Source organism: Rhodococcus sp. NPDC003383 (genome assembly GCF_053589115.1).
On record NZ_JBSFRG010000015.1, the window covers coordinates 102835 to 124602 of the forward strand.

Sequence of the window (21768 nt, forward strand, 5' to 3'; positions counted from 1 at the left end):
GTCCCGCACAGGTCTCTGACCAGCTTCGTCGGGCGTCGCCGTGAACTCGACGCGGCCCGCGCGTGCCTGCAGCAGGCCCGTCTGGTGTCGCTGGTCGGACCCGGCGGGGTGGGCAAGACCCGGCTCGCGGAGGAGCTGGCGGTGCGCTCGGCGCGCGCGTTCCGCGATTCGGTCCGGTGGATCGATCTGGCGGCCGTCCGGGACCCGGACACGGTGCCGTCCGCGGCCGCCGCCGCCCTCGGCGTGACCGACCAGTCCAATCGTCCGGTGCTCGACAAGCTCGCCGAGCACACCCGCAACCGGCACATGCTGATCGTCGTCGACAACTGCGAGCACCTGCTCTCCGCGGTGATCACGCTGGTCACGTCGTTGCTGGCCGCAGCACCGGAGATCCGGGTGGTCACCACCAGCCGCGAACCGCTCGGCATCGCCGGGGAACAGACCTACCTGCTGCCGCCGCTGGGCACTCCCCCGCCGGGCACCGGATACCGGGCGGTGGACATCGCGCCGTTCGAGGCGGTGACGCTGTTCGTCGAACGCGCCCACAACACCGTCTCCGACTTCGAGCTCACCGACGCGAACGCCGACGCGATCGCCCAGCTGTGCCGGTCCCTCGACGGCATCCCGCTGGCCGTCGAACTCGCCGCGAGCCGGCTGCGGTCGCTGTCGCCCTCACAACTCGTCGAGCGGATCGACCGCCGGTTCGCGCTGCTCACCGGCGGCAACCGCAGCGCCCTGCCGCGGCAGCAGACCCTCCGCGCTCTGATCGACTGGAGCTACGACCTGTGCTCGGAGGACGAGCGGCTGCTGTGGGCACGCCTTTCCGTCTTCCCCGGCTCGTTCGATCTCGAAGCGGCAGAGGCGGTGTGCGGGTTCGGTGCGCTTCCCGTGGACGACATCGTCGACCTGCTCGACCGGCTCATCGCCAAGTCCCTCGTCGGCACCGAGCGCGCCGCCGAAGAGCTCCGGTACACCCAGCTCATGACCGTGCGCGAATACGGAGCCGAGCTTGCCGAGAGGTGCGGCGAGACTGCGGAACTGTATCGCCGGCATCGCGACCACTATGCCGCGCGGGCCGCACGCGCCGCGCAGGACTGGTGCGGATCGACACAGCGGGACATCCTCACGAACCTGCGCATCGACCATCCGAATCACATTGCGGCGCTGGACTGGTCGCTGCGAGAGGAATCGTCGTCGCCGACCACCGCCGAGTTCGCGGTGGCGTTGCGTTATCACTGGATCGCAGGCGGCAACCTCGCCGACGGCCGCACCCGCCTCGAGCGCGTCCTGCAGCACGTCACCGATCCGGTCCGAGCCCGCGGCGATGCCCTGTGGGTGGCTGCCTGGATCGCGCTGATCCAGGGAGATCACGATGCGGCCGAGCGGCACCTGACCGAATGCCGTTCTCTCGCCGGAACTCTCGGTGACGATCACCTGGGTGCACACACCGACCACTGGGCGGCCCTGCACCTGCTCTTCCGCGGCCGCACCACCGAGGCGATCGGCCTGTACGAGTCGGCGATCGCGGTGCTCCGCTCCCACGAGGACACCGCCGCGGTGCTGACCGCGTCGTTCCAGCTCGCCATGGCGCAGATCTACGACGGGCATGCCGACGCCGCGCTCGCCACCTGCAAGACGGTCCTCGACCTGTCCGAGCGCTACGGCGAGAACTGGAATCGCGCCTATTCGCTGTGGGTTTCGAGCCTCGTGCATCTGCATCAGGGGGCACCCGGCGCGGGGGTGGACGCGGCCCGGGCCGCCCTGCGTATCCAGCGGTCCTACAAGGACAAGATCTGCACCGCGCTGTCGATCGAGGTGCTGGCGTGGACATGTGCGGGATCCGATCCCCGGATGTCGGCGCGCCTGTTCGGCGCGGCCGACGCGGTGTGGACACGGCTGGGCACCGACATCTCGGCGTTCGGCCCCCATGTCACCGACGATTCGCGTACCGCGCGGCAGCGCGCCGTCGACGCGCTCGGCGAAGCCGAATTCGGCAAGCTCGCCTCCGCGTATGCGGGGACCACGATCGACGAAGCGGTGGTCTTCGCGCTCGGGGAAGCCGCCGCCGAGGCCACCGCACCGACGAGTGTTTCGCCCCTGACGAAACGGGAACTCGAGATCGCCGCGCTCATCGCGGAGGGCCTGAGCAACCGCGCGGTCGCCGAGCATCTGGTGATCTCACCGCGGACGGTCGACGGTCACGTCGAACGGATCCTCGCGAAACTCGGTTTCGGGTCGCGCACGCAGATCGCCGCGTGGGTCGCGGCGCGCGCGGCGTAGCTACCCTTCGCGGGTGACGCGTGCGCTGGCCCCTGCGATCTCCACGATGTCGCCGACGTGCAGCTGCCGGCCGCGCCGGAACTCCGCCTCGCCGTTGACGGAGACCAGTCCGTCCGCGATGACCTCCTTCGCCTCGGCCCCGGATTCGATGAGGTTCGCGAGCTTCAGGAATTGGCCGAGCCGGATCGACTCGTCGCGGATGGGTACTTCGTAGGCGTCGGACATGACTCCCATTCTCTCCGAGACGGGAGGCTTCGACGATTCGCGGCCCCCTGCATAGCCGCAGATCGGAAAGGCAGCGGCGCGCTGCCGCCAGCGCGCGGCTGTCTACCTCGTCTGCGGGTTCTGCGGGGCTGCCGAAGTCGTGTGTCGTCGTGTGCCGATCCGGGCACACTGGACGGGTGAGTAGCCCCGCACTGGTCTGGTTCCGCCGCGACCTGCGGCTGCAGGACCTGCCCACCCTGCTGTCTGCCGCCGACACGGCAGACAGCGCGGCCGCGGTGTTCGTGCTCGACGACCGGCTGCTGCGGCCCTGCCCGCGCACCGCCTTCCTGCTGCGGTGCCTGCGCGCTCTCGACGACGACCTCGACGGACGCCTGCTCGTCGTCCGCGGGGATCCGGTGACGGTGATCCCTCGGCTCGCCCGCAACCTCGACGCGGCATCGGTCCACATCAGCGCCGATTACGCCCCGTACGGGTCGCGCCGGGACCGGGCCGTCGAGGATGCCCTCGGCGACGTGCCGCTCGTGCGGACGGGATCGCCCTACGCGGTCTCACCGGGCAGGATCCTCAAGGGCGACGGCAGCCCGTACCGGGTCTTCACGCCGTTCCGGAAGGCATGGCTCGAGCACGGGTGGCGGGCACCGGCCCGTACCGGCGCGTCGACGGTGGCGTGGATCGACCCGGACGGCGTCGACGGCAGAACGTCGATACCGGCCGACGACGACAGCCTCGGGGTCGCGTTGCCGCCCGCCGGAGAGGCAGCGGCACAGAAACGCTGGCAGCAGTTCCGCGACGACGCGCTGGACCGGTACGACAGCGACCGGGACCGCCCGGACCTGGACGGCACCAGCCGGCTGTCTCCGTACCTGAAGTTCGGGTGCGTGCATCCGCGCACCCTGCTGCACGACCTGCGCGACCGTTCCGATCCCGGCGCGACGACACTGCGCAGCGAACTGTGCTGGCGCGACTTCTACGCCGACGTGCTGCACCACCGGCCGGACACCGCCCGCCGCAACTACAACGACCGGTTCGACGACATCCGCTACGACACCGGCCCTGAAGCGGACCGCGCGTTCACCGCGTGGAAGCAGGGCCGGACGGGATTCCCGATCGTGGACGCCGGCATGCGCCAGCTGCTCGCGGAGGGCTGGATGCACAACCGGGTGCGGATGATCGTCGCCTCGTTCCTCACGAAGGATCTGCACCTGCCGTGGTGGTGGGGCGCCCAACACTTCATGGATCACCTCGTCGACGGCGATCTGGCCTCCAACCAGCACGGATGGCAGTGGACGGCCGGGTGCGGCACCGACGCGGCACCCTACTTCCGGGTGTTCAACCCGACCACCCAGGGCGAGAAGTTCGACCCGACGGGTGACTACGTACGCCGCTGGGTACCCGAACTGCGCGGCATTCCCGGCAAGGGGGTGCACCGGCCGCCGACCGCCACGTCACCGAACGGATCGTCCCCGGGCTATCCGGACCCGATCGTCGACCACACACACGAACGGCAGGTCGCGCTGGCCCGGTACGGCGAGATCGCGAGACGGTAGATCTACCCATCCGGGGACACCGCCGCCCCGAACCACCGGATACGACGAAGCTGATACGGAGGGGACCATGGGCATCGAGTATTCGAGCATCGTCGACGTGCCGCGCGACGAGGTCTTCGCCTGGCACGCCCGGCCGGGTGCGATCCAGCGGCTGATGCCGCCGTGGCAGCCGATGCGGGTGATCGCGGAGGCGGATTCGCTCGCCGACGGCCGCGCGGTGCTGGGACTTCCCGGTGGCCTGCGGTGGATCGCCGACCACCGGCCCGAAGACTACGATCCGCCCGCGCGCTTCGTCGACGAACTGGGCCGCGACGGTCTCACCTCGCTCCCCGCCGGTCTCGTCGCGTCGTGGCGGCACGAGCACATCTTCGAAGCGGTCGGCCGCGGCCGCACCCGCATCGTCGACCGGGTGGACACCCCGATCCCGGAAAAGCTTCTGCTGCAGACCTTCCGCTACCGGCACCGGCAGATCGCCGACGACCTGGACGCACACCGCTGGGCCCAGTCGCAGGGTGTGCGACCGGTGACGGTCGCGGTCACCGGGACCTCCGGGCTGGTCGGCACCGCACTGACCGCGTTCCTGACCAGCGGCGGATACCGGGTGATCCGGCTCGTGCGCCGAGCACCCCGCGATCACCACGAGCGGCAATGGGATCCGCAGGAGCCGGCCGAGGATCTGCTCGAAGGCGTGGACGCCGTCGTGCATCTGGCGGGTGCGTCCATCGGTGGACGATTCACCGACGAGCACAAGGCCGCGGCCCGCGACAGCCGGATCGAACCCACTCGGCTGCTCGCCGAATGCGCCGCGAACACCGCGAACGGACCGGCCTCGTTCGTGTGCGCGTCCGCGATCGGCCTGTACGGCTACTACCGCGGCGACGAGATGCTCGACGAGAACGCTTCCCGCGGTTCGGGATTCCTCGCCGACCTGGTCGCCGACTGGGAGGCCGCGACGAAAGCCGCCGAAGCCGGTGGCCTGCGTGTGGTCCACGTGCGCACCGGCATCGTGCAGACTCCGCGCGGCGGCACCCTGCAGATCCTGCGTCCGCTGTTCGCGGCCGGGCTCGGCGGCCGGCTCGGCGACGGTCGGCAGTGGCTGTCGTGGATCGACATCGACGATCTGATCGATGTCTACCACCGGGCGCTCGCGGACCCGTCGCTGTCCGGACCCGTGAATGCCGTTGCGCCGGAACCGGTCCGCAACGAGGACTACACGCGGATCCTGGCGAGCGTGCTGCACCGGCCGGCGCTGCTGCCGGTGCCGTCGTTCGGTCCGAAACTGCTTCTCGGCGACCAGGGTGCCCGTGAACTCGCCCTCGCCGACCAGCACGTCGTGCCGCGCCGGTTGCTCGAGGCCGGACACACATACCGACGTCCCCACATCGAGGACAGCCTGCGGCATCAACTCGGGCACATCCTCGAACAGACATGACTGCCCCGCTGCGCATCCTGGTCACCGGCGCCACCGGATACATCGGCGGACGGCTCGCCCCTCGCCTCGTCGCCGCCGGGCACCGGGTGCGGGTGCTGGCCCGCACCCCGGACAAGTTGCGTGACGTCCCCTGGGCGGGCGACGTCGAGGTGGTGCAGGGCGATCTCGACGATCCGGACTCGGTGGAGGCCGCGTGCCGTGACATCGACGTCGTCTACTACCTCGTCCATTCCATGGGCGGGCGAGGTGAATTCGCGGAGGCGGAACAGCGATCCGCCGAGCACGTCGCCGCGGCGGCGAAACGTACCGGCGTCGGCCGGATCGTGTATCTCGGCGGCCTGCATCCGAATTCCGACCGGCTCTCGCCGCATCTGCGGTCGCGGGAACAGGTCGGCCGGATCCTCCTCGACTCCGGGGTACCCACGCTGGTGCTGCAGGCGGGCGTCGTCATCGGGTCGGGTTCGGCGTCGTTCGAGATGATCCGCCACCTCGGCAACCGTCTGCCGGTGATGACCACACCCCGCTGGGTGAACAACCGGATCCAGCCGATCGCGGTGCGCGACGTGCTGCACTATCTCGTCGCGGCCGCCGACGCACCGCTGCCGCGCAGCCGGACCTTCGACATCGGTGGCCCCGACGTGCTGCGCTACGGCGAGATGCTGCAGGTCTACGCGGAGGTCGCGGGGCTGCGGCGGCGGCGCATCGTGGTGCTGCCGGTCCTCACCCCGAGACTGGCCGGACTGTGGATCGGCCTGGTCACCCCCATTCCCCCGTCGTTGGGGCGTGCACTGATCGAATCGTTGAGCACCGATGCGGTCGTCTCGGAGCACGACATCGACGCGGTGATCCCTCCCCCACCTGGCGGCACGACCGGATACCGGGACGCGGTCGCGCTGGCGTTGCGCCGCATCGATCGCGGCGAGGTGGAAACCACGTGGGCGAACGCCTCACCGGTCGGTGCACCCGCCGACCCGCTGCCGTCCGATCCGGACTGGGCCGGGGAGGTGGTGTTCACCGACGAACGCAGCCTGGACTGCGACTGCCCCGCGCGTGAGGTGTGGCCGGTCGTCGAGAGCATCGGCGGCGAGAACGGCTGGTATTCCTTCCCGTTGGCGTGGACGATCCGGGGCTGGCTGGATCGGTTCGCCGGTGGGGTGGGCCTGACACGGGGGCGCCGCAACCCGACGACGCTGCACACCGGCGACGCCCTGGACTTCTGGCGCGTCGAGCGGATCGACCGCTTCGAACTGCTGCGGCTGCGCGCCGAGATGCTCGCGCCGGGCGGGGCGTGGCTCGAATGGCGTCTCGAACCGCTGGGCCCGGACCGGACACGCCTGCATCAGCGGGCGATCTTCTTCCCCAAAGGACTTGCCGGCAGGCTGTACTGGTACTCGCTGCTGCCGTTCCACGGGATCATCTTCAAGGGCATGCTCGAGAACATCGCGGGCGCCGCGCGCCGGGAAGCCGGCGTGGGCGCATGAGACCGGCGCCGGGGTCGCATCCGAAGTTGCGATCCCGGCGCCGGTTCCTCAGCTACACAGTGCCTTCCGCTACACCGTGCAGAGGGGCTTGATCTCCTGCAATCCTTCCGTGGTCGGGGAGGTCAGCATCAGGCACGAGTTGTACCCGGCGTCCTCGACGACCGTGCGGATCTGTTGCCACGCAGCGCCGTCCACCACCGGCGAGCGCGACAGCACGAATCCGGACACCCGAGTCGGGTCACCGACGAGGGCCCACGAGTAGTCGTCGGCGAGGTAGGTGACGATGTAGTTGCTCGGACCGTCGAGCGAGTCCTGGAACGGCACACCCGGGAACGACACGTGCAGCGACGCGGTGTCGTTGACGCGGGCGTTGCCGACGATCCCGCGCCGCTCGCCGGTGATCGTCGTGCACGAATTCTCCACGCGCACATTGCGTTCGTCGAGAAGGGTGTACTGCGCGGTGGTGTCGCGAACACAGTCGATGTTGTACGGCGCAGGATTGGCGGCGAGCTGGTACCAGCCGCCGACGTACTGCGTCACGTCGAGCTGAGGAACGGGAGTCAGCGGCGCCGCCTGCGCGGGTGCCGCGACGAGGGCCGGACCCACCGCGGCGAGTGCCGCCGCGGCGAGTCCGAACATCGCTCGTTTCACGGGATCTCCTTTCGTCGGTCCGGGCACCGGAATTACTGCTGCGGCGGCAGCAGCACTCCGTCGATCAGGTAGACGGTGGCATTCGCAGTCTTGATTCCACCACAGATCAGGTTGGCGTCGTTGAACTTCCAGTCGTCACCCGAGCCGGTCACCGTCACGGTCCCGCCCTGGACGGTGGTCTGGTCACCCGCGATGTCGGCGGGAGCGATCTGCCCCGGAACCACGTGGTAGGTCAGGACATTGGTGAGCAACGCCGAATCCGTCTTCAGCGTCTCCACGGTGGCGGGATCGACCTTCGCGAACGCGTCGTCGACCGGCGCGAAGACGGTGAATTCGCCCCCGTTGAGGGTGTCCACGAGGTTCACGTCCGGGTTGAGCTGCCCGGAAACCGCTGCGGTCAGCGTCGTCAGGACCGGCACGTTCCCGGCGGCGGTGGCGACCGGCTGCTGTGCGAGCTCTTCGATCGAACCGGGTCCGGTCGGTACCTGCTCGGCGTAGGCGGCGCAGCCCGGGCCCACGAGTCCGGATGCCGCGGCCTCCGCGGTGGTCGTCGCTTCCATCGACGACATCGCCGAGGTCGCTGCCGAAGTCGCCGACTCCGTTGCGGAGTCGGAGTCGTCGGACGAGCACGCCGACAGACCCATCACTGCTGCGGCGCCGATTCCGATCAGTGCCATGCTCTTTCGCGTTCGAATAGCCATCGTTCGTCTTCCTTCCGTGGCGAGGGCCCGGGGGCTCCGTCGATCGGGTGTGTCACCGGTCATTCGCCACCGGTCGGGGGGCGGATGGGTCGGATCCGAAAGTTTTTTTCGAGAGCCGTTTCCGGGGCCGGTTTCTGCGGCGAGCCATCCGCCGCGTCTGCGGCTCCGAATGGCGGTCATGGAGATTCCTTCGAGCCGCGGCCGCGCCCACGTGCTGGTGCTGCCCGGCGGCAAGCCGGCGAGTACCGCGACCGCCCGGTGGTGGCACCTGTCGCAGCTGCGGATGTCGCTGCTCACCGAGTCTCTGCGGCTGCGGTTTGCCGGCACCGGCATCACCGTCCGCCAGGTGCAATACACGGTGCGGGGCTGGAACGGGAACGTCCGCAGCCCCGTGCAGGACGGTCTGCGTGCCCTCGACGAGATCCGCCGCCGCCGGCCCGATGCTCCCATCGGACTTGTCGGGCATTCGATGGGCGGGCGTGTCGTCGCACACCTCGCCGCGCACCCTCAGGTCGAGGCGGTGGTGGCGCTGGCCCCGTGGTGGCCGGACAACGACGGCGCCCTGATCCCGCCGGGCCGGCGGCTCCTGGTCGCCCACGGCACCGCGGACACGTGGACCGACCCGTCGGTCGCCGAAGCCCAGACGGAAGCCGCCCGCCGCCGCGGCGTGGACGCGACCTGGCTGCCGTTCCCCGACGCCGGTCACTTCCTGCTCACCCGGCCCGAGCGCTGGCACGCACTGACCGCCGATTTCCTGTCCGACGCCCTGACCCCGCCCACCCACTCCCCCGGAGGCTCCCGTGAAGCATGACCGGCCCCGTTCCGTCGCCGTGATCGGCAGTGGCGTCGCGGGCCTCACCGCGGCCCACGTCCTCGCCCGCCGCGACCGCGTCACCCTGTTCGAAGCCGACGCGCGTCTCGGCGGCCACGCCCACACCCACGACGTCGACCTCGGGAACGGGGTGCGGGTGCCGGTGGACACCGGGTTCATCGTGCACAACGACCGCACCTATCCGACGTTGCTGCGCCTGTTCGACGAACTGGGCGTCGCCACGCAGGACACCGACATGTCGATGTCCATCCGGTCCGACGCGACCGGACTCGAATACGCGGGCGCAAAGGGTCTGCCCGGTCTGTTCCCCGGCCTGCGCTCGCTGACCCGCCCCCGCTACCTGCACATGCTCGGCGAGGTCGTCCGGTTCCATCGCCTCGCCCGCGCCCTGCTCGGCGAGACCGGCGACGCCGGTGACGTCACGCTCGCGGAATTCCTCGCGCGGCATCGGTTCTCGCGGTACTTCGAGGAACACTTCATGACGCCCTTGGTCGCGGCGGTCTGGTCGTGCGATCCGGCGCAGGCCACCCGCTATCCGGCACGCTATCTGTTCACCTTTCTCGAACACCACGGCATGCTCACCGTCTTCGGATCACCGACGTGGCGCACCGTGACGGGTGGCTCGGCCCGCTACGTCGAGAAGATCGCCGCCGGGCTCGACGAAGTGCTCGTCCACACCCCCGTGCACCACGTCGAACGCACCGGCGACGGTGTCCGCGTGGTCGCCGGGGACGGGGACGCACGCGCCTTCGACGCCGCGGTCATCGCGACACACCCCCGGCACGCCCTGGCGATGCTCGCCCGTCCCACCACCCTCGAGCAGCAGGTTCTCGGGGCGATGCCGTACTCCGTCAACCACGCCCAGCTGCACACCGACACGTCGCTGCTGCCCCGCGCCGAACGCGCCCGGGCGTCGTGGAACTACCTGATCCCCCGCGACGGCGACGGCAGCGGCTCGGTGGTCGTCACCTACGACATGACCCGGCTGATGCGGATCTCCACTGTCACCGATCGGCGTTTCCTCGTCACGCTCGGCGGCGCCGACCGCGTCGACCCGGAGAAGGTGATCGCCGAGATGACCTACGAACACCCGTTGTACACACCGGAATCGGTGGCAGCGCAGCAGCGTCTTGCGGAACTCGGCAGCCACACACTCGCTTTCGCCGGCGCTTATCACGGCTGGGGATTCCACGAGGACGGCGCGCGTTCCGGCGTCGAGGCGGCACGTCGTCTCGGGGTCGAATGGGACAGCGCCCCCACAAAGTTCCCGCACGCCGAGGCGGAGGTGCTCGCGCCATGACCACCCCGTCGCTCTACCGGACCCGGATCCGGCACACCCGCCACGCCCCGATCCGGCACGGCTTCGAATACCGCAGCTACAGCTGGTTCGTCGACCTCGACGACCTGCCCCGGCTGCCGCTGTGGCTGCGGCCCTTCGCGCGTTTCGACCCCGCCGACCATTTCGACGATCCGCGGCCGCGGGCGACACTGCGCGACGCCCTCGACGCCTACCTCGCGGACCGCGGCATCGACCTGCGCGGCGGGCGGGTGACCGCCCTGCTCAACGCCCGGGTGCTCGGCTACGTGTTCAATCCGCTGAGCCTGTTCTGGTGCCACGACGACACGGGCGCTCTCGTGTGCGTGGTCGCCGAGGTGCACAACACGTACGGCGGCCGCCACTGCTACCTGGTGCGCACCGACGTCACGGGTCGCGCCGAGGTCGACAAGGCGTTCTACGTCTCCCCGTTCAATCCCGTCGACGGCCGCTACCACCTGTCCGTCCCGGAACCGGGGAACGAGCTGAAGGTGGCGGTCGTCCTGCACCGGAACGGGTCGATCCCGTTCACCGCGACGATGCGAGGCCGGGCACAGCGGGCGACCGCCGCCACCGTCGCGGTCGCACAGCTCACCGATCCTCTTGCGCCGCTGATGGTCTCGGCCCGTATCCGACGGCAGGGCATCGCCCTGTGGCTGCGCAGACTGCCCCTCGTCCCTCGGCCCACCGGCCACCGTCTCCTAGAGGAAGTCCGATGACCGCACCGGAACTCGACGACACCGCACCCGCCGTGAACGCGCAGCGCTGGCCCGACATCGTCGGAGTCCGCACCGACCGGCACGCGCGGGTGGCCGGTGCGGTCGCCGACCGCCTGTTCCGCCGCGCCGCGTCCCGGCTGGATGTGCGCGTGGAATATCCCGACGGCACCGTGGTCGGTGCCGCAGCGCGGGGGCGGATCCTGCCGCGCATGATCATCCGCCGGCCCGAGGCATTCGCCCGCCGACTCGGGACCGCCGGGCTCATCGGATTCGGCGAGGCCTACATGGCCGGGGACTGGACGGCACCCGACCCGGTCGCGGTGCTCACCCCCTTCGCGGCCGAGGTCGACCGGCTGATCCCGCGTCCACTGCAGCGACTGCGCCGCCTGTTCGTCGCCGGCCACCCTGCCGCGGAACGCAACTCGGAGAAGAACACCCGCTCGAACATCTCCCGCCACTACGACCTGTCCAACGACCTGTTCGAATCGTTCCTCGACGAAACCCTGACCTATTCGAGCGCCCTGTTCGACGAATTCCCGGCCCGCTGGGACGACCTCGCACAGGCACAGAGGCGCAAGATCGACCGCCTGCTCGATGCCGCGCGCGTCGGCCCCGGCACACGTCTTCTCGAAATCGGCACGGGCTGGGGAGAGCTGAGCCTGCGGGCGGCGCAGCGCGGGGCGCAGGTCCGATCGGTGACGCTGTCGAGCGAACAGCAGGAACTCGCGCGCCTCCGCATCGCCGAGGCCGGGCTCGGCGACGCGGTGCAGATCGATCTGCTCGACTACCGCGCGATCGACGGCGAGTACGACGCCATCGTGTCGGTGGAGATGATCGAGGCCGTCGGCTACGACTACTGGCCCACCTACTTCCGCGTCCTCGACCGGCTGCTGCGTCCCGGCGGACGCGTCGCCCTGCAGGCGATCACCATGCCGCACGAGCGGATGCTGGCGACCCGCGACACCTACACGTGGATCCACAAGTACGTCTTCCCCGGCGGGCTGCTGCCGTCCACCGCGGCGATCGAGACGATCACCCGGGACCACACGTCGCTGCGCACCGTCGACCGTCTCGGCTTCGGTGAGCACTACGCCGAGACGCTGCGGTTGTGGCGTGAACGGTTCACCGCGAACAGCGACCGGGTCACGGCGCTCGGATTCGACGCGACCTTCCGCCGGATGTGGGATTTTTATCTCGCCTACTCGGAGGCCGGTTTCCGCTCCGGCTACCTCGACGTCCAGCACATCGTTCTCGCGAAGGAGGCCCGGCCGTGAGCGCCTGGAGCAGTTTCCTCACCGTCACGCTGGTCAGCCTTGCCGGACTCGCGGTCCTGCAAGCGGCCACGTTCGCCGTCGGGCGCCGGATCGGCCGGTACAACGTCGTCGACGTCGCGTGGGGCGCGGGCTTCGTGTACGTCGCCGCGGTCGCGGCGGCGATCGGCAGCGGCGACCCGGTCCGCCGTGTGCTGCTGCTCGTGCTCGTCACCCTGTGGGGTGTGCGGCTGACCTGGCACATGCACCGCAAGTCCGCGGGCAAGGGCGAGGACCCGCGGTACACGGCTCTGCTGAACCGGGCCGGCGGCGCCTCCGTCGGCAACGGGGCGAGCGAAGCGACGGGAATCGCGATCGTGGTGCGGAAGATCTTCGTCACCCAGGGCGCCGCGCAGTGGTTCGTCTCCCTGCCGATCCAGGTGTCCGCGGTCGCCGGGCCCACCCGCGGCCTCGGCACGGTCGCACTGATCGCCGGTGTGGTGCTGTGGGCTGTCGGGTTCGTGTTCGAGGCGGTCGGTGATCGGCAGCTGCGCGCGTTCAAGGCCGACCCCGCCAACCGCGGCCGGATCATGGATCGTGGGCTGTGGGCGTGGACCCGTCATCCGAACTACTTCGGTGACGCCACGGTGTGGTGGGGCCTGTGGCTGATCGCCGCGAGCGTGTGGCCGGGTGTGCTCACCGTCGCCTCGCCCGCGATCATGACGTACTTCCTGGTGTACGCCACCGGTGCGCGGCTGCTGGAGCGGTCGATGTCGCGGCGGCCGGGCTACCCCGAGTACCAGCAGCGCACCTCGTACTTCCTTCCGCGGCCCCCGCGCCGCGCGCTCGATGGATCTGAGAGTCATGTTCGCCCCCGCGCCACCGGCTGACACCGCACGCTTCCGTCGCCGAAGCGAGTTGAGCTGCCCGATTCGCCCAGCTAGGCTTTCCGGCGATGAGCGGACACGGCCGATGACGGACGTCGGCGGCGGCACCGACACACTCGACGGACTCCTCGCGAAGATCGCGACGGAGGACCGGTCGGCCTTTGCCGAGTTCTACGACCTCACGCGCGCCCGTGCCTACGGCATGGTGCTGCGGGTGCTGCGCGATCCGGGATACAGCGAGGAAACGCTGCAGGAGGTCTACCTGCAGGTGTGGCGCACGGCCTCCGGGTTCGATCCCTCTCAGGGTTCGGCGCTGTCGTGGCTGATCACCCTGGCCCACCGCCGGGCGGTCGACCGGGTCCGTTCCGAACAGTCCGGCGCCGACCGGGAGGCCCGCTACGGGGCCCTGTCCACGGACCCGGCGTTCGACGCGGTGAGCGAGGAGGTGGTGCGCCGCGACGACACGCAGCAGGTCGCGGACTGCCTCGGCACGCTCACCGATCTGCAGCGACAGTCGGTCGAGCTCGCGTACTACAACGGCCTGACCTACCGGGAGGTGTCGGAACAGTTGTCCGCCTCTCTCCCGACCGTCAAATCGAGAATCAGGGACGGATTGCTCCGTCTGCGGAATTGCCTTGGGGGTGAGCAGCGATGACGAACAGCACCCATGCCGATTTCGGCGGTGACGACCTTCTCGATCTCGCCGCGGTCTACGCCCTCGACGCGGTTTCGGATTCCGAACGCGACGAGATCGAGGCACGCGTCGCCGCCGCCGGTCCCGAGCTGGCCGCCGAATTCGAGCGGGAGGTCCGTGAGGTCCGGGAGGCGATGGCGCAGGTCTCCGCCGTCGGCGCCGTGGAACCACCCGAACGGGTCCGGCAGCGTTTGCTCGAAACCATCGACATCACAGGCACTTCCGCGCCGGAGGCGACGTCTCGGCCGATTTCGCTCGAGCAGTACCGCAATCGGCGACGGAACTTCCTGCTCGCCGCCGCGGCAGCCGTGATCGTCGCGGTCGGTGCCATCGGCGTCGGATCGTGGGTCCGCCAGGACGTCACCCCTCCCCCGACGTCCGCGCAGATCCTCGCGGCCGACGACGTGCGCACGACGTCGGGCTCCATCGAGGGCGGCGGCACCGCGACCGTCGTCTACTCGAAGGAGGTCGACGCCGGGGTCCTGGTGATGAACAACGTGACCCCGCCGAGCGAGGGCACCGTCTACCAGATGTGGCTGATCGGCCCCGAGGGCATGACCTCCGCCGGCACCATGACCCCCGACGACGTCGCCCCGTCGACGACGGCCGTGCTCGACGACATCTCCGGCGCAACCGCATTGGGATTCAGCGTCGAACCGACCGGCGGATCCACCCAGCCGTCGAGTATCTTCGCCGAACTGCCGTTGACCTGATCCGGAGCCATCCGCGCGGTATCCGCGCGCCGGGAAGTCACCGGCGCGCGGCATGCATCGCGCTCTTGTCTCGGCCGTCGGCGGCTGCTGGTCAGGGAGTCAGGACGCTGCGCGGCGGGCAGGCAGGACCCATCGGTCCGACCGGCACCCAGTCGAAGGCTCTGCGTTCTCCGTGCCGCTTCAACCAGAACTCGTCGCGAATCTTGGCGACGGTCGACGTCCAGCTGAGAGCTTCCTTCAAACCCTGGACACGGAACCACTCCTGCGTACCGGCCGACAGCTCTTGGACGAAGTCGCCGGGCTGTTGCATCGCCATGCCGGCGTATCTGGAATACGCTCCCCTGCTGTCCTTTCCGACGAACACATCAGGGTAGAGCTCACAGGCCAGCTCCCCAAGCGACTTGATGCGATGCGACGCCCGCACCGCGAACTCCACGGTCCGCTTGTCCCTTCGCAGCGATGCCCAGTCGACGTCGGGACGCACGAGCGGACCGGGCCCGGCCACAGGAGCCCACCGACGCTGGGTTCGCTGCTCGAGCCGCTTCGCAGCCCTGCGATCGCCGGACAACACCTCGATCCAGTCGACTGCGAGCTCGATCGCCTCGTCCTCGACGACGAAGACCGCGTCGTCGTCCACCGAACGGATCCCGGCGGGAATGTGTGCTTCGTCCACCACAGCCTGGGCGGTCGTGAAGACCCGTCCCATTTCGTCGACGAAGAGATCGGGGTGGACCTCACACGCCGCCACCCCGGTCGACGTGACCCGGTGAGTGACCTTGACCTCGAACACCATTTACCGCAAATCCTTTTCTGTCCTCCCCGGATAGGGTCCCCCCCGGGTACAGGAATTCGACGCCGGACACGCGGCCATCCCCTCGAGCCGCGCGGCGCGAAGACAGCAGCGCGCGGCATACATCGCGCTGCTGTCTTGCCTGTCAGCGGTTGCGGGCGCACGACGGCAGCGGTCCACAGATCACAACAACCCGTGCTCGTGCGCGTAGGCCGCGGCCGCGGTGCGGGAGGTGACGTCGAGCTTCGTGAAGATGTTGCTCAGGTGCCGGGCCACCGTCTTCTCGCTCAGCACCAGCCGCTCGGCGATCTCCGGATTGCTGCAGCCGGTGGCGACGAGGCGAAGCACCTCGACCTCGCGTTCCGTCAGCCCGCCCGGCAGACCGTGCCGCAGCATCCGGTCGACATCCCGGCCGTCGGGTACGGCACCCAACCGGTCGAATATCCCACGGGCCGCGGTCAATTCCGCCCGAGCCGAGTACTCGTCGCCGATCTCCCGGACGGCGGTCCCGACGAGCACCCGCGACCGGGCGGCTTCGTAGGGTGCGTCGAGGTCCGTCCAGATCCGGCAGGCGTCCCGTGCGGAGCGGAGCGCGGATTCCGTTTCACCCGAAGCGAGTTCGACGATCCCGCAGGCGTACGCGGCCATCGCCCGCAACCCGATGCACCCGAATCCGGCGGACAGCTCCGTCAGTTCCCGGGCGGCGGTGCGTGCCTCGTCGATCTGGTGCCCGCCGGTCAGCACTTCCACGGCGGCCGGTAGCAACCGCGATCGCCGCACGGGATCCGGGGTTTCCGCGAGAAGCCTGCGGACCGCCGCGACAGCCTGGGATGTTCTCCCCCGGCACGACCACAGGAGAGCGAGACCCGGTTGGGGTTCGTAGCCGAGAACGGATGCTTCGGTGAACGCGGCCTCGGCCCCGTCGTACTCGCCTCGGATCCGTAGCACGTCGCCCTGTTCGGCCAGTGCGAGCCCGGCAGCTCCCGGGGTTCCGGTTTCCGCGTATCTCTGTGCAGCATGGGCGAATTCGTCGATCGCTTCCGGGAATGCCCCGTGCAATCGCAGGATCTGCCCGCGGTGGACCGCACACTGGCCGGTGAACGGGACCAGGGACGGCTGGGCTTCGCACCACCTGGTCAGGGCGGACGTCCACGACTCGGCCCGGACGAAGTCGGCCACCTCCTGGCAGGCCTCGATCATGGAGCAGTAGATCATTCCCGCGACGATCGGCGACACCTCGGAAGCCGCGACCCCGACCATCGCCTCGTCGAGCAGATCGAGCCCCTCGGGCACGTGCCCGGAATACATCAGCATGCGCCCTCTGCCCATCAGGCCCAACGCGATCAGGTCGGCGTTCCCGCTGCGGGACCCGGCGTCGCTCATCCGGTTCGCGGCGACCTCCGCACCTGCGATATCGCCGCCCGCGAGGTGTCGATGCATTTCGAACAACGAGAGGAAGCCCGTCGCCACGTCGTCGGACCGGTCCCCCAGCAGGCGCTGCGCCCTCGCGACCCAGCCGCCGGCCACGGCCATCTCCCCGCGCAGGCTCAGCACGAGGCACAACCAGCAGGCGAACCGAACCGCGCCGAGCGGGTTGCACTGCCGCACCTCGGCCGCATAGCCGCGCTGGAACGCGCGGACGGCGGCGTCGACTTCGCCGGAGAGAAAGGCCGCAGTGGCCAGGTCGTCGAGGTCCCCGGCGTCGAGGGTGCCGGCGCAGGAGAGCCGATCGAACGCCACGGCCCATTCGCGGCGTTCGAACGCCTCACGTGCCCGCGCCAGATCCTCCACGATGCCCATCGCGCGTCCTCCATCTCGGAGGATACGCGCGGTGGGGTCAGGCAGCGGCGGGTTGCGAAGCTGCCTCGGCGCGACGCGCACTGATCGTCCGGGCCAGGAACTCGGCGTCGTAGCCGACACCGGGCAGGACCATCGACCCGAATCCGTACTGGAACGAGAGCCCGCAGAAGTACAGACCCGGTGCGTCCGCGACCACGCCTCGCATTTCCTTCGGCCAGCCGTCGTCGCCGAACACGGGCAGATCGATCCAGTCGAAGACCTGACGGAAACCGGTGCACCACAACACATTTGTCACGTCGACGACGGTCCCGTCGGCGAGTAGCGGAAGGCCGTCCTGGACACCCACGATCCGGTCGGGCACGCGCGTGACACCGCGGTCACGGAGATCCTGCCGCTTGACCCGGATCATCGGCCCACCGTGGAATCGGATCTCGGGCATCGCCTTGCGCCCGATGGGGGTCCGCCGCGTGAGCACATGCTTGGCGACGAACACCATGACGGGGAAGACCACCCGGAACCCCGGGCTTTCCGGACGCACCGGGAGCTGGCCGCAATCCCGGCCGCAGAGGGTCGTGGGGTGGGTCGCGGCGACCTCGTAAGCGATGTCGGTGCCCGAGTGGGAGGCGCCGACGACGAGGACCGGCCCGGGCCGGAGCTGCGCGGGACGGCGGTACTCGCTCGAGTGGAGCTGCCGGATGGACGGATCGAGGTCGACGGCGAAGTCCGGCAGCTTCGGTGTGCGTCCGAAGGTGCCGGTGGCGACGACGACGTTCTCGGCGGTGATCCTCCGGTCCCCGCAGTCGAGGACGTAGCCGTCGTCCGAGGCGGAGAGCCGCTCGACCCGGGTGCGCATGCGGACCGGCAGCTCGAACGTCTCGGCGTACGAGTTCAGGTAGGCGGCGACGTCGTCCTTGCCGGGGAACGTCCACGGCCCACCCGGAAAGCGCAGTCCCGGCAGACTGTCGTATTTCGTCGGGGTGTACAGCCGGAGGGTGTCCCACTGGTTGCGCCAGTGGTCCCCGATGTGGTCGCTCGCATCGACGATCAGGAACGGCCGTCCCCGGCGACGGAGGTGGTAACCCGTGGACAGACCGGCCTGGCCTGCTCCGATGATGACGGTTTCGACATGTTCGGCGTTCATGGGAACCTCCGAGTGAGTACTGCTGTGAACGTCTCTCACGCTAGGAGCGCAGGCCGATCCGCCGCGTCGGGCGAATTACCCAACTCCCGACCGGGCGGATGGGTAGCTCATCCGGCCGGAGCTACCGGCGCGCCGAGAAGACAGCAGCGCGCGGCATGCATCGCGCTCCTGTCTGGGCCGTCGGCGGCTGCGGGGCACGCTACGACGGACGGGTGCCGACCACCACGGTGGCGTCGTGCTCCTCCGAAACCCGCACTGTCGCCGCGAGACCGGCTTCGGTGAAGGTCGCGATCGCAGTGTCCACCTGGGATTCCCCGATCTCCATCAGCAGCCGCCCACCCGGGGCGAGCCAACCGGGGGCCTCGGCCGCCAGCCGGCGGTGCACGTCGAGCCCGTCGCCGCCCCCGTCCAGCGCGACCAGCGGTTCGTGCAGCCGCGCCTCGGGCGGCATGAACGCGACCGCGTGCGACGGCACATAGGGCGCGTTCGCGACGAGCACGTCGATGCGCCCTGCGATCGACGCGGGCAGCGGCGCGCACAGATCGCCGGTGAACACGCGGCCGCCGAAGCGCTCGATGTTGCGTCGGGCGCACCGCACGGCGACCGGGTCGACGTCGACGGCGTACAGGCCGATCCCCGCGACCGAGTGAGCCAGCACCGCCCCGACCGCACCCGAACCGCAGCACATGTCGACGACGACGTCGCCGGGCATCAGCTTCTCCGCCGCGCAGCGGGTGAGGAACTCGGTGCGGCGACGCGGCACGAAGACCCCCGGCTCGACCACGATGCGCAGTCCGCAGAACTCGGCCCAGCCCAGGACGTGCTCGAGCGGCATGCCGTCGACGCGCCGGGCGACGAGTTCGGACAGTTCCTCCGGGTTTCGGGCCGCGACGGCGAGCAGGTCCGCTTCTTCCTCGGCGAACACGCACCCGGCCGCGCGCAGTCGGTCGATCAGGTCGGTGCGGGACCGATCCGGGGACGGTGTGGCGGCCACGCCACACCCTAACGCGGTTCGTGTCCCGAAAAGGGAGCCCGGCAACACCCATCCGCGGCCGGTACGGCTCCGAATGCCCCTCGTCCACGCGGGCACGGCAGGATAGTTCACGCGGCGAAGGGCCACCGACTTCAGGAGGAACGCTTGACGACCACGACGACACCACCGAAGCGCCCGAAGAGGCGACTCCGCTGGTTGCTACCCGCACTGCTGTTGCTCGTGTGGCTCGCGATCGCCGGGGGCGGCGGTCCGTTCGCCGGGAAGCTCAGTGAGGTCGCGCAGAACGGCAACAGCGCGTTCCTGCCCGCGTCGGCCGAATCGACCCGCGCGGATCAGTTGTATGCGGAGTTCACGTCCACGAACGCGGTGCCCGCCATCGTCGTCGCCGAACGCGAATCCGGGATCACCCCCGACGACCTGGCGTTTCTCGCCGCCGAGTCGGTGGGTCCGCCTCCGATTCCGTCGCAGGACGGTCAGGCCGCCCAGCTGATCGTGCCGATCGACGCGGAGACCGACGTCGGCGAGGTGGTCGAGGAACTGCGCGACCGGTTGGCGTCCCCGCCGGACGGGCTGACCGTGCACGTCACCGGCCCGGCCGGGCAGATCGCCGACCTGTCCGCTGCGTTCGCCGGAATCGACGGGATGCTGCTGCTCGTCGCGGGTGGTGTGGTGCTGCTGATCCTGTTCGTGGTCTACCGCAGCCCGATCCTGCCGTTCGTCGTGATCATCTCGGCGGTGTTCGCGCTCGCTCTGGCCAGCCTCGCGGTGTACATGCTCGCGGACGCCGGCGCGATCGCCCTCAACGGGCAGAGCCAGGGCATCCTGTTCATCCTCGTGTTCGGTGCCGCCACCGACTACGCCCTGTTGCTGGTCGCGCGATACCGCGAGGAACTGCGTGCGGTGGAGGACAAGTACGAGGCGATGCGCACGGCGTGGCGGTCGACGCTCGAGCCGATCGCCGCGTCCGCCGCGACGGTCATCGCGGGTGTGCTGTGCCTGCTGCTGTCGGATCTGAACTCGAATCGCGGTCTCGGACCGGTCGCCGCGATCGGTATCGCCGCGTCGTTCGTCGCGTCGATGACGTTCCTGCCCGCCGCGCTGGTGCTGCTCGGCCGCTCCGCGTTCTGGCCGTCCCGCCCGAAGGCCGATCCCCAGGCCGACCGCGGCGATCTCGCGTCGGCGCACCGGTTCTGGAATTCGATCGCCCAGAAGGTCGGCGCCAACCCGAGGCCGATCTGGATGGTGTGCAGCGTCGTCCTCGTCGGGTTCGCGCTGCTGCTGCCGCAGTTCAAGGCCAGCGGTGTCGCATCGTCGGATCTGTTTCTGCTCCAGACCGATTCGTCGTCCGGTCAGGAGATCCTCGGTGAACACTTCGATGCCGGCAGCGGTTCGCCCACGGTGATCGTCGCCCGCGAAGGCGCCCTCGAGGCGGTCACGTCGGCCGCTCGCCTCGAGGGCGTCACCACGGTCACCCCGGTGGCCGGTCCCGACGGTGCCCCGACGGTCGTCGACGGCCGGATCGCGGTGCAGGCCACGCTCTCCGATCCCGCCGATTCGCTCGAGGCCGAGGACACCGTCGAACGCATCCGCGACGCCGTGCACGCCGTTCCGGAGGCGGAGGCCCTCGTCGGCGGTACCACCGCCGTCGATCTCGACACGAAGGACACCGCGACCCGCGACCGCACCGTCATCATCCCGGTGGTCACGGCGGTGGTGCTGCTGATCCTGATCCTGCTGCTGCGGGCGATCGTCGCGCCGGTGCTGCTGATGATCACCGTGATCGTTTCGTACGCGGCAACCCTCGGGGTGTCGTCGCTGCTGTTCAACCACGTGCTCGACTTCCCCGGCGCGGACCCGGTGGTGCCGCTGTTCGGGTTCGTGTTCCTCGTCGCGCTCGGGATCGACTACAACATCTTCCTCATGACCCGCGTCCGTGAGGAGAGCGCACGGGTCGGCACCCGGGAGGGCACGCTGCGTGCGCTGACGGTGACCGGCGGCGTCATCACGTCGGCCGGTGTCGTGCTGGCCGCCACGTTCTCGGCACTCGCGGTGATCCCGCTGCTGTTCCTCGGACAGCTCGCGTTCATCGTCGCCTTCGGTGTGCTCCTCGATGCGCTGCTCGTGCGATCGCTGCTGGTCCCGGCGCTGACGATCGACATCGGCAAGCGGATCTGGTGGCCCAGCAAGCTCGCGTCGCGGGACGGGGCGGACTCCGGGACGGGAACTCGCGATCCCGTACCGGCCGTCAACGGCTAGATTCGATAAAGGTTCACCATGTCCGCCGGGTCCGGAAGGGCCCGGCGGGCGTCACGCGAC

General features: G+C 69.8%; 19 protein-coding genes. 12 read left to right on the plus strand and 7 right to left on the minus strand.

The genetic code is table 11. The annotated features are described in order from the left end of the window. Window positions 1–15: 15 nt before the first annotated feature. The gene (locus tag ACWDTS_RS15195; RefSeq protein ID WP_450118535.1) at window positions 16–2280 is read left to right on the plus strand and encodes an ATP-binding protein; all 2265 of its coding nucleotides are present in this window, start codon (window positions 16–18) and stop codon (window positions 2278–2280) included. Here ACWDTS_RS15195 and ACWDTS_RS15200 read toward each other — a convergent pair whose 3' ends face one another. Beyond that, the gene (locus ACWDTS_RS15200) at window positions 2281–2505 is read right to left on the minus strand and encodes an RNA-binding S4 domain-containing protein (protein WP_450109042.1); all 225 of its coding nucleotides are present in this window, start codon (window positions 2503–2505) and stop codon (window positions 2281–2283) included. 176 nt (window positions 2506–2681) lie between these two features. Between ACWDTS_RS15200 and ACWDTS_RS15205 the strand changes: the two genes are divergently transcribed. From ACWDTS_RS15205 to ACWDTS_RS15215, 3 genes are all read left to right on the plus strand, one after another. Then, on the plus strand, window positions 2682–4052 hold the full coding sequence (locus tag ACWDTS_RS15205; protein ID WP_450109043.1) for a cryptochrome/photolyase family protein: 1371 nt from the start codon (window positions 2682–2684) through the stop codon (window positions 4050–4052). Between the two features lie 67 nt (window positions 4053–4119). Next, window positions 4120–5484: a TIGR01777 family oxidoreductase gene (locus tag ACWDTS_RS15210; RefSeq protein ID WP_450109044.1), complete on the plus strand. Its 1365-nt coding sequence runs from the start codon at window positions 4120–4122 to the stop codon at window positions 5482–5484. Then, window positions 5481–6965, plus strand: a complete 1485-nt coding sequence (locus ACWDTS_RS15215) for an SDR family oxidoreductase (RefSeq protein ID WP_450118515.1) — start codon at window positions 5481–5483, stop codon at window positions 6963–6965. The genes ACWDTS_RS15210 and ACWDTS_RS15215 overlap by 4 nt, the downstream gene beginning before the upstream one ends. Window positions 6966–7034: 69 nt before the next feature. On the opposite strand, the gene ACWDTS_RS15220 is transcribed toward ACWDTS_RS15215, so the two are convergent. Both ACWDTS_RS15220 and ACWDTS_RS15225 read right to left on the minus strand, forming a co-directional pair. After that, entirely contained in the window at window positions 7035–7604 is a 570-nt protein-coding gene (locus ACWDTS_RS15220) for a lipocalin family protein (RefSeq protein ID WP_450109072.1), read from the minus strand. A gap of 44 nt (window positions 7605–7648) precedes the next feature. Beyond that, on the minus strand, window positions 7649–8317 hold the full coding sequence (locus ACWDTS_RS15225; protein ID WP_450109046.1) for a fasciclin domain-containing protein: 669 nt from the start codon (window positions 8315–8317) through the stop codon (window positions 7649–7651). 178 nt (window positions 8318–8495) lie between these two features. Between ACWDTS_RS15225 and ACWDTS_RS15230 the strand changes: the two genes are divergently transcribed. The 7 genes from ACWDTS_RS15230 to ACWDTS_RS15260 all read left to right on the plus strand — a co-directional run bounded on the left by ACWDTS_RS15230 (window position 8496) and on the right by ACWDTS_RS15260 (window position 14727). Continuing rightward, complete coding sequence (locus tag ACWDTS_RS15230) at window positions 8496–9128, plus strand: dienelactone hydrolase family protein (protein WP_450118516.1); 633 nt, start codon at window positions 8496–8498, stop codon at window positions 9126–9128. Further along, the gene (locus ACWDTS_RS15235; RefSeq protein ID WP_450118517.1) at window positions 9118–10449 is read left to right on the plus strand and encodes an NAD(P)/FAD-dependent oxidoreductase; all 1332 of its coding nucleotides are present in this window, start codon (window positions 9118–9120) and stop codon (window positions 10447–10449) included. The genes ACWDTS_RS15230 and ACWDTS_RS15235 overlap by 11 nt, the downstream gene beginning before the upstream one ends. After that, window positions 10446–11183, plus strand: a complete 738-nt coding sequence (locus tag ACWDTS_RS15240; protein WP_450118518.1) for a DUF1365 domain-containing protein — start codon at window positions 10446–10448, stop codon at window positions 11181–11183. Before ACWDTS_RS15235 ends, ACWDTS_RS15240 begins: the two co-directional genes overlap by 4 nt. Further along, on the plus strand, window positions 11180–12457 hold the full coding sequence (locus ACWDTS_RS15245) for a class I SAM-dependent methyltransferase (protein ID WP_450118519.1): 1278 nt from the start codon (window positions 11180–11182) through the stop codon (window positions 12455–12457). Before ACWDTS_RS15240 ends, ACWDTS_RS15245 begins: the two co-directional genes overlap by 4 nt. Continuing rightward, the gene (locus tag ACWDTS_RS15250; protein ID WP_450118520.1) at window positions 12454–13323 is read left to right on the plus strand and encodes a DUF1295 domain-containing protein; all 870 of its coding nucleotides are present in this window, start codon (window positions 12454–12456) and stop codon (window positions 13321–13323) included. Before ACWDTS_RS15245 ends, ACWDTS_RS15250 begins: the two co-directional genes overlap by 4 nt. A gap of 82 nt (window positions 13324–13405) precedes the next feature. Then, the gene (locus ACWDTS_RS15255) at window positions 13406–13975 is read left to right on the plus strand and encodes a sigma-70 family RNA polymerase sigma factor (RefSeq protein WP_450109052.1); all 570 of its coding nucleotides are present in this window, start codon (window positions 13406–13408) and stop codon (window positions 13973–13975) included. Then, entirely contained in the window at window positions 13972–14727 is a 756-nt protein-coding gene (locus ACWDTS_RS15260) for an anti-sigma factor (RefSeq protein ID WP_450118521.1), read from the plus strand. The genes ACWDTS_RS15255 and ACWDTS_RS15260 overlap by 4 nt, the downstream gene beginning before the upstream one ends. Before the next feature lie 91 nt (window positions 14728–14818). On the opposite strand, the gene ACWDTS_RS15265 is transcribed toward ACWDTS_RS15260, so the two are convergent. The 4 genes from ACWDTS_RS15265 to ACWDTS_RS15280 all read right to left on the minus strand — a co-directional run bounded on the left by ACWDTS_RS15265 (window position 14819) and on the right by ACWDTS_RS15280 (window position 19452). Then, on the minus strand, window positions 14819–15520 hold the full coding sequence (locus tag ACWDTS_RS15265) for a hypothetical protein (protein ID WP_197252354.1): 702 nt from the start codon (window positions 15518–15520) through the stop codon (window positions 14819–14821). Window positions 15521–15700: 180 nt separating this feature from the next. After that, complete coding sequence (locus tag ACWDTS_RS15270; RefSeq protein WP_450109054.1) at window positions 15701–17317, minus strand: LuxR C-terminal-related transcriptional regulator; 1617 nt, start codon at window positions 17315–17317, stop codon at window positions 15701–15703. Between the two features lie 37 nt (window positions 17318–17354). Continuing rightward, window positions 17355–18458: a flavin-containing monooxygenase gene (locus ACWDTS_RS15275; RefSeq protein ID WP_450109055.1), complete on the minus strand. Its 1104-nt coding sequence runs from the start codon at window positions 18456–18458 to the stop codon at window positions 17355–17357. A gap of 199 nt (window positions 18459–18657) precedes the next feature. Next, window positions 18658–19452, minus strand: a complete 795-nt coding sequence (locus ACWDTS_RS15280; protein ID WP_450118522.1) for a putative protein N(5)-glutamine methyltransferase — start codon at window positions 19450–19452, stop codon at window positions 18658–18660. 144 nt (window positions 19453–19596) lie between these two features. On the opposite strand from ACWDTS_RS15280, the gene ACWDTS_RS15285 reads away from it, so the two are divergent. After that, window positions 19597–21708 (plus strand): MMPL family transporter, encoded by a 2112-nt coding sequence (locus ACWDTS_RS15285; RefSeq protein ID WP_450118523.1) that lies wholly within the window; start codon window positions 19597–19599, stop codon window positions 21706–21708. Window positions 21709–21768: the final 60 nt, after the last annotated feature.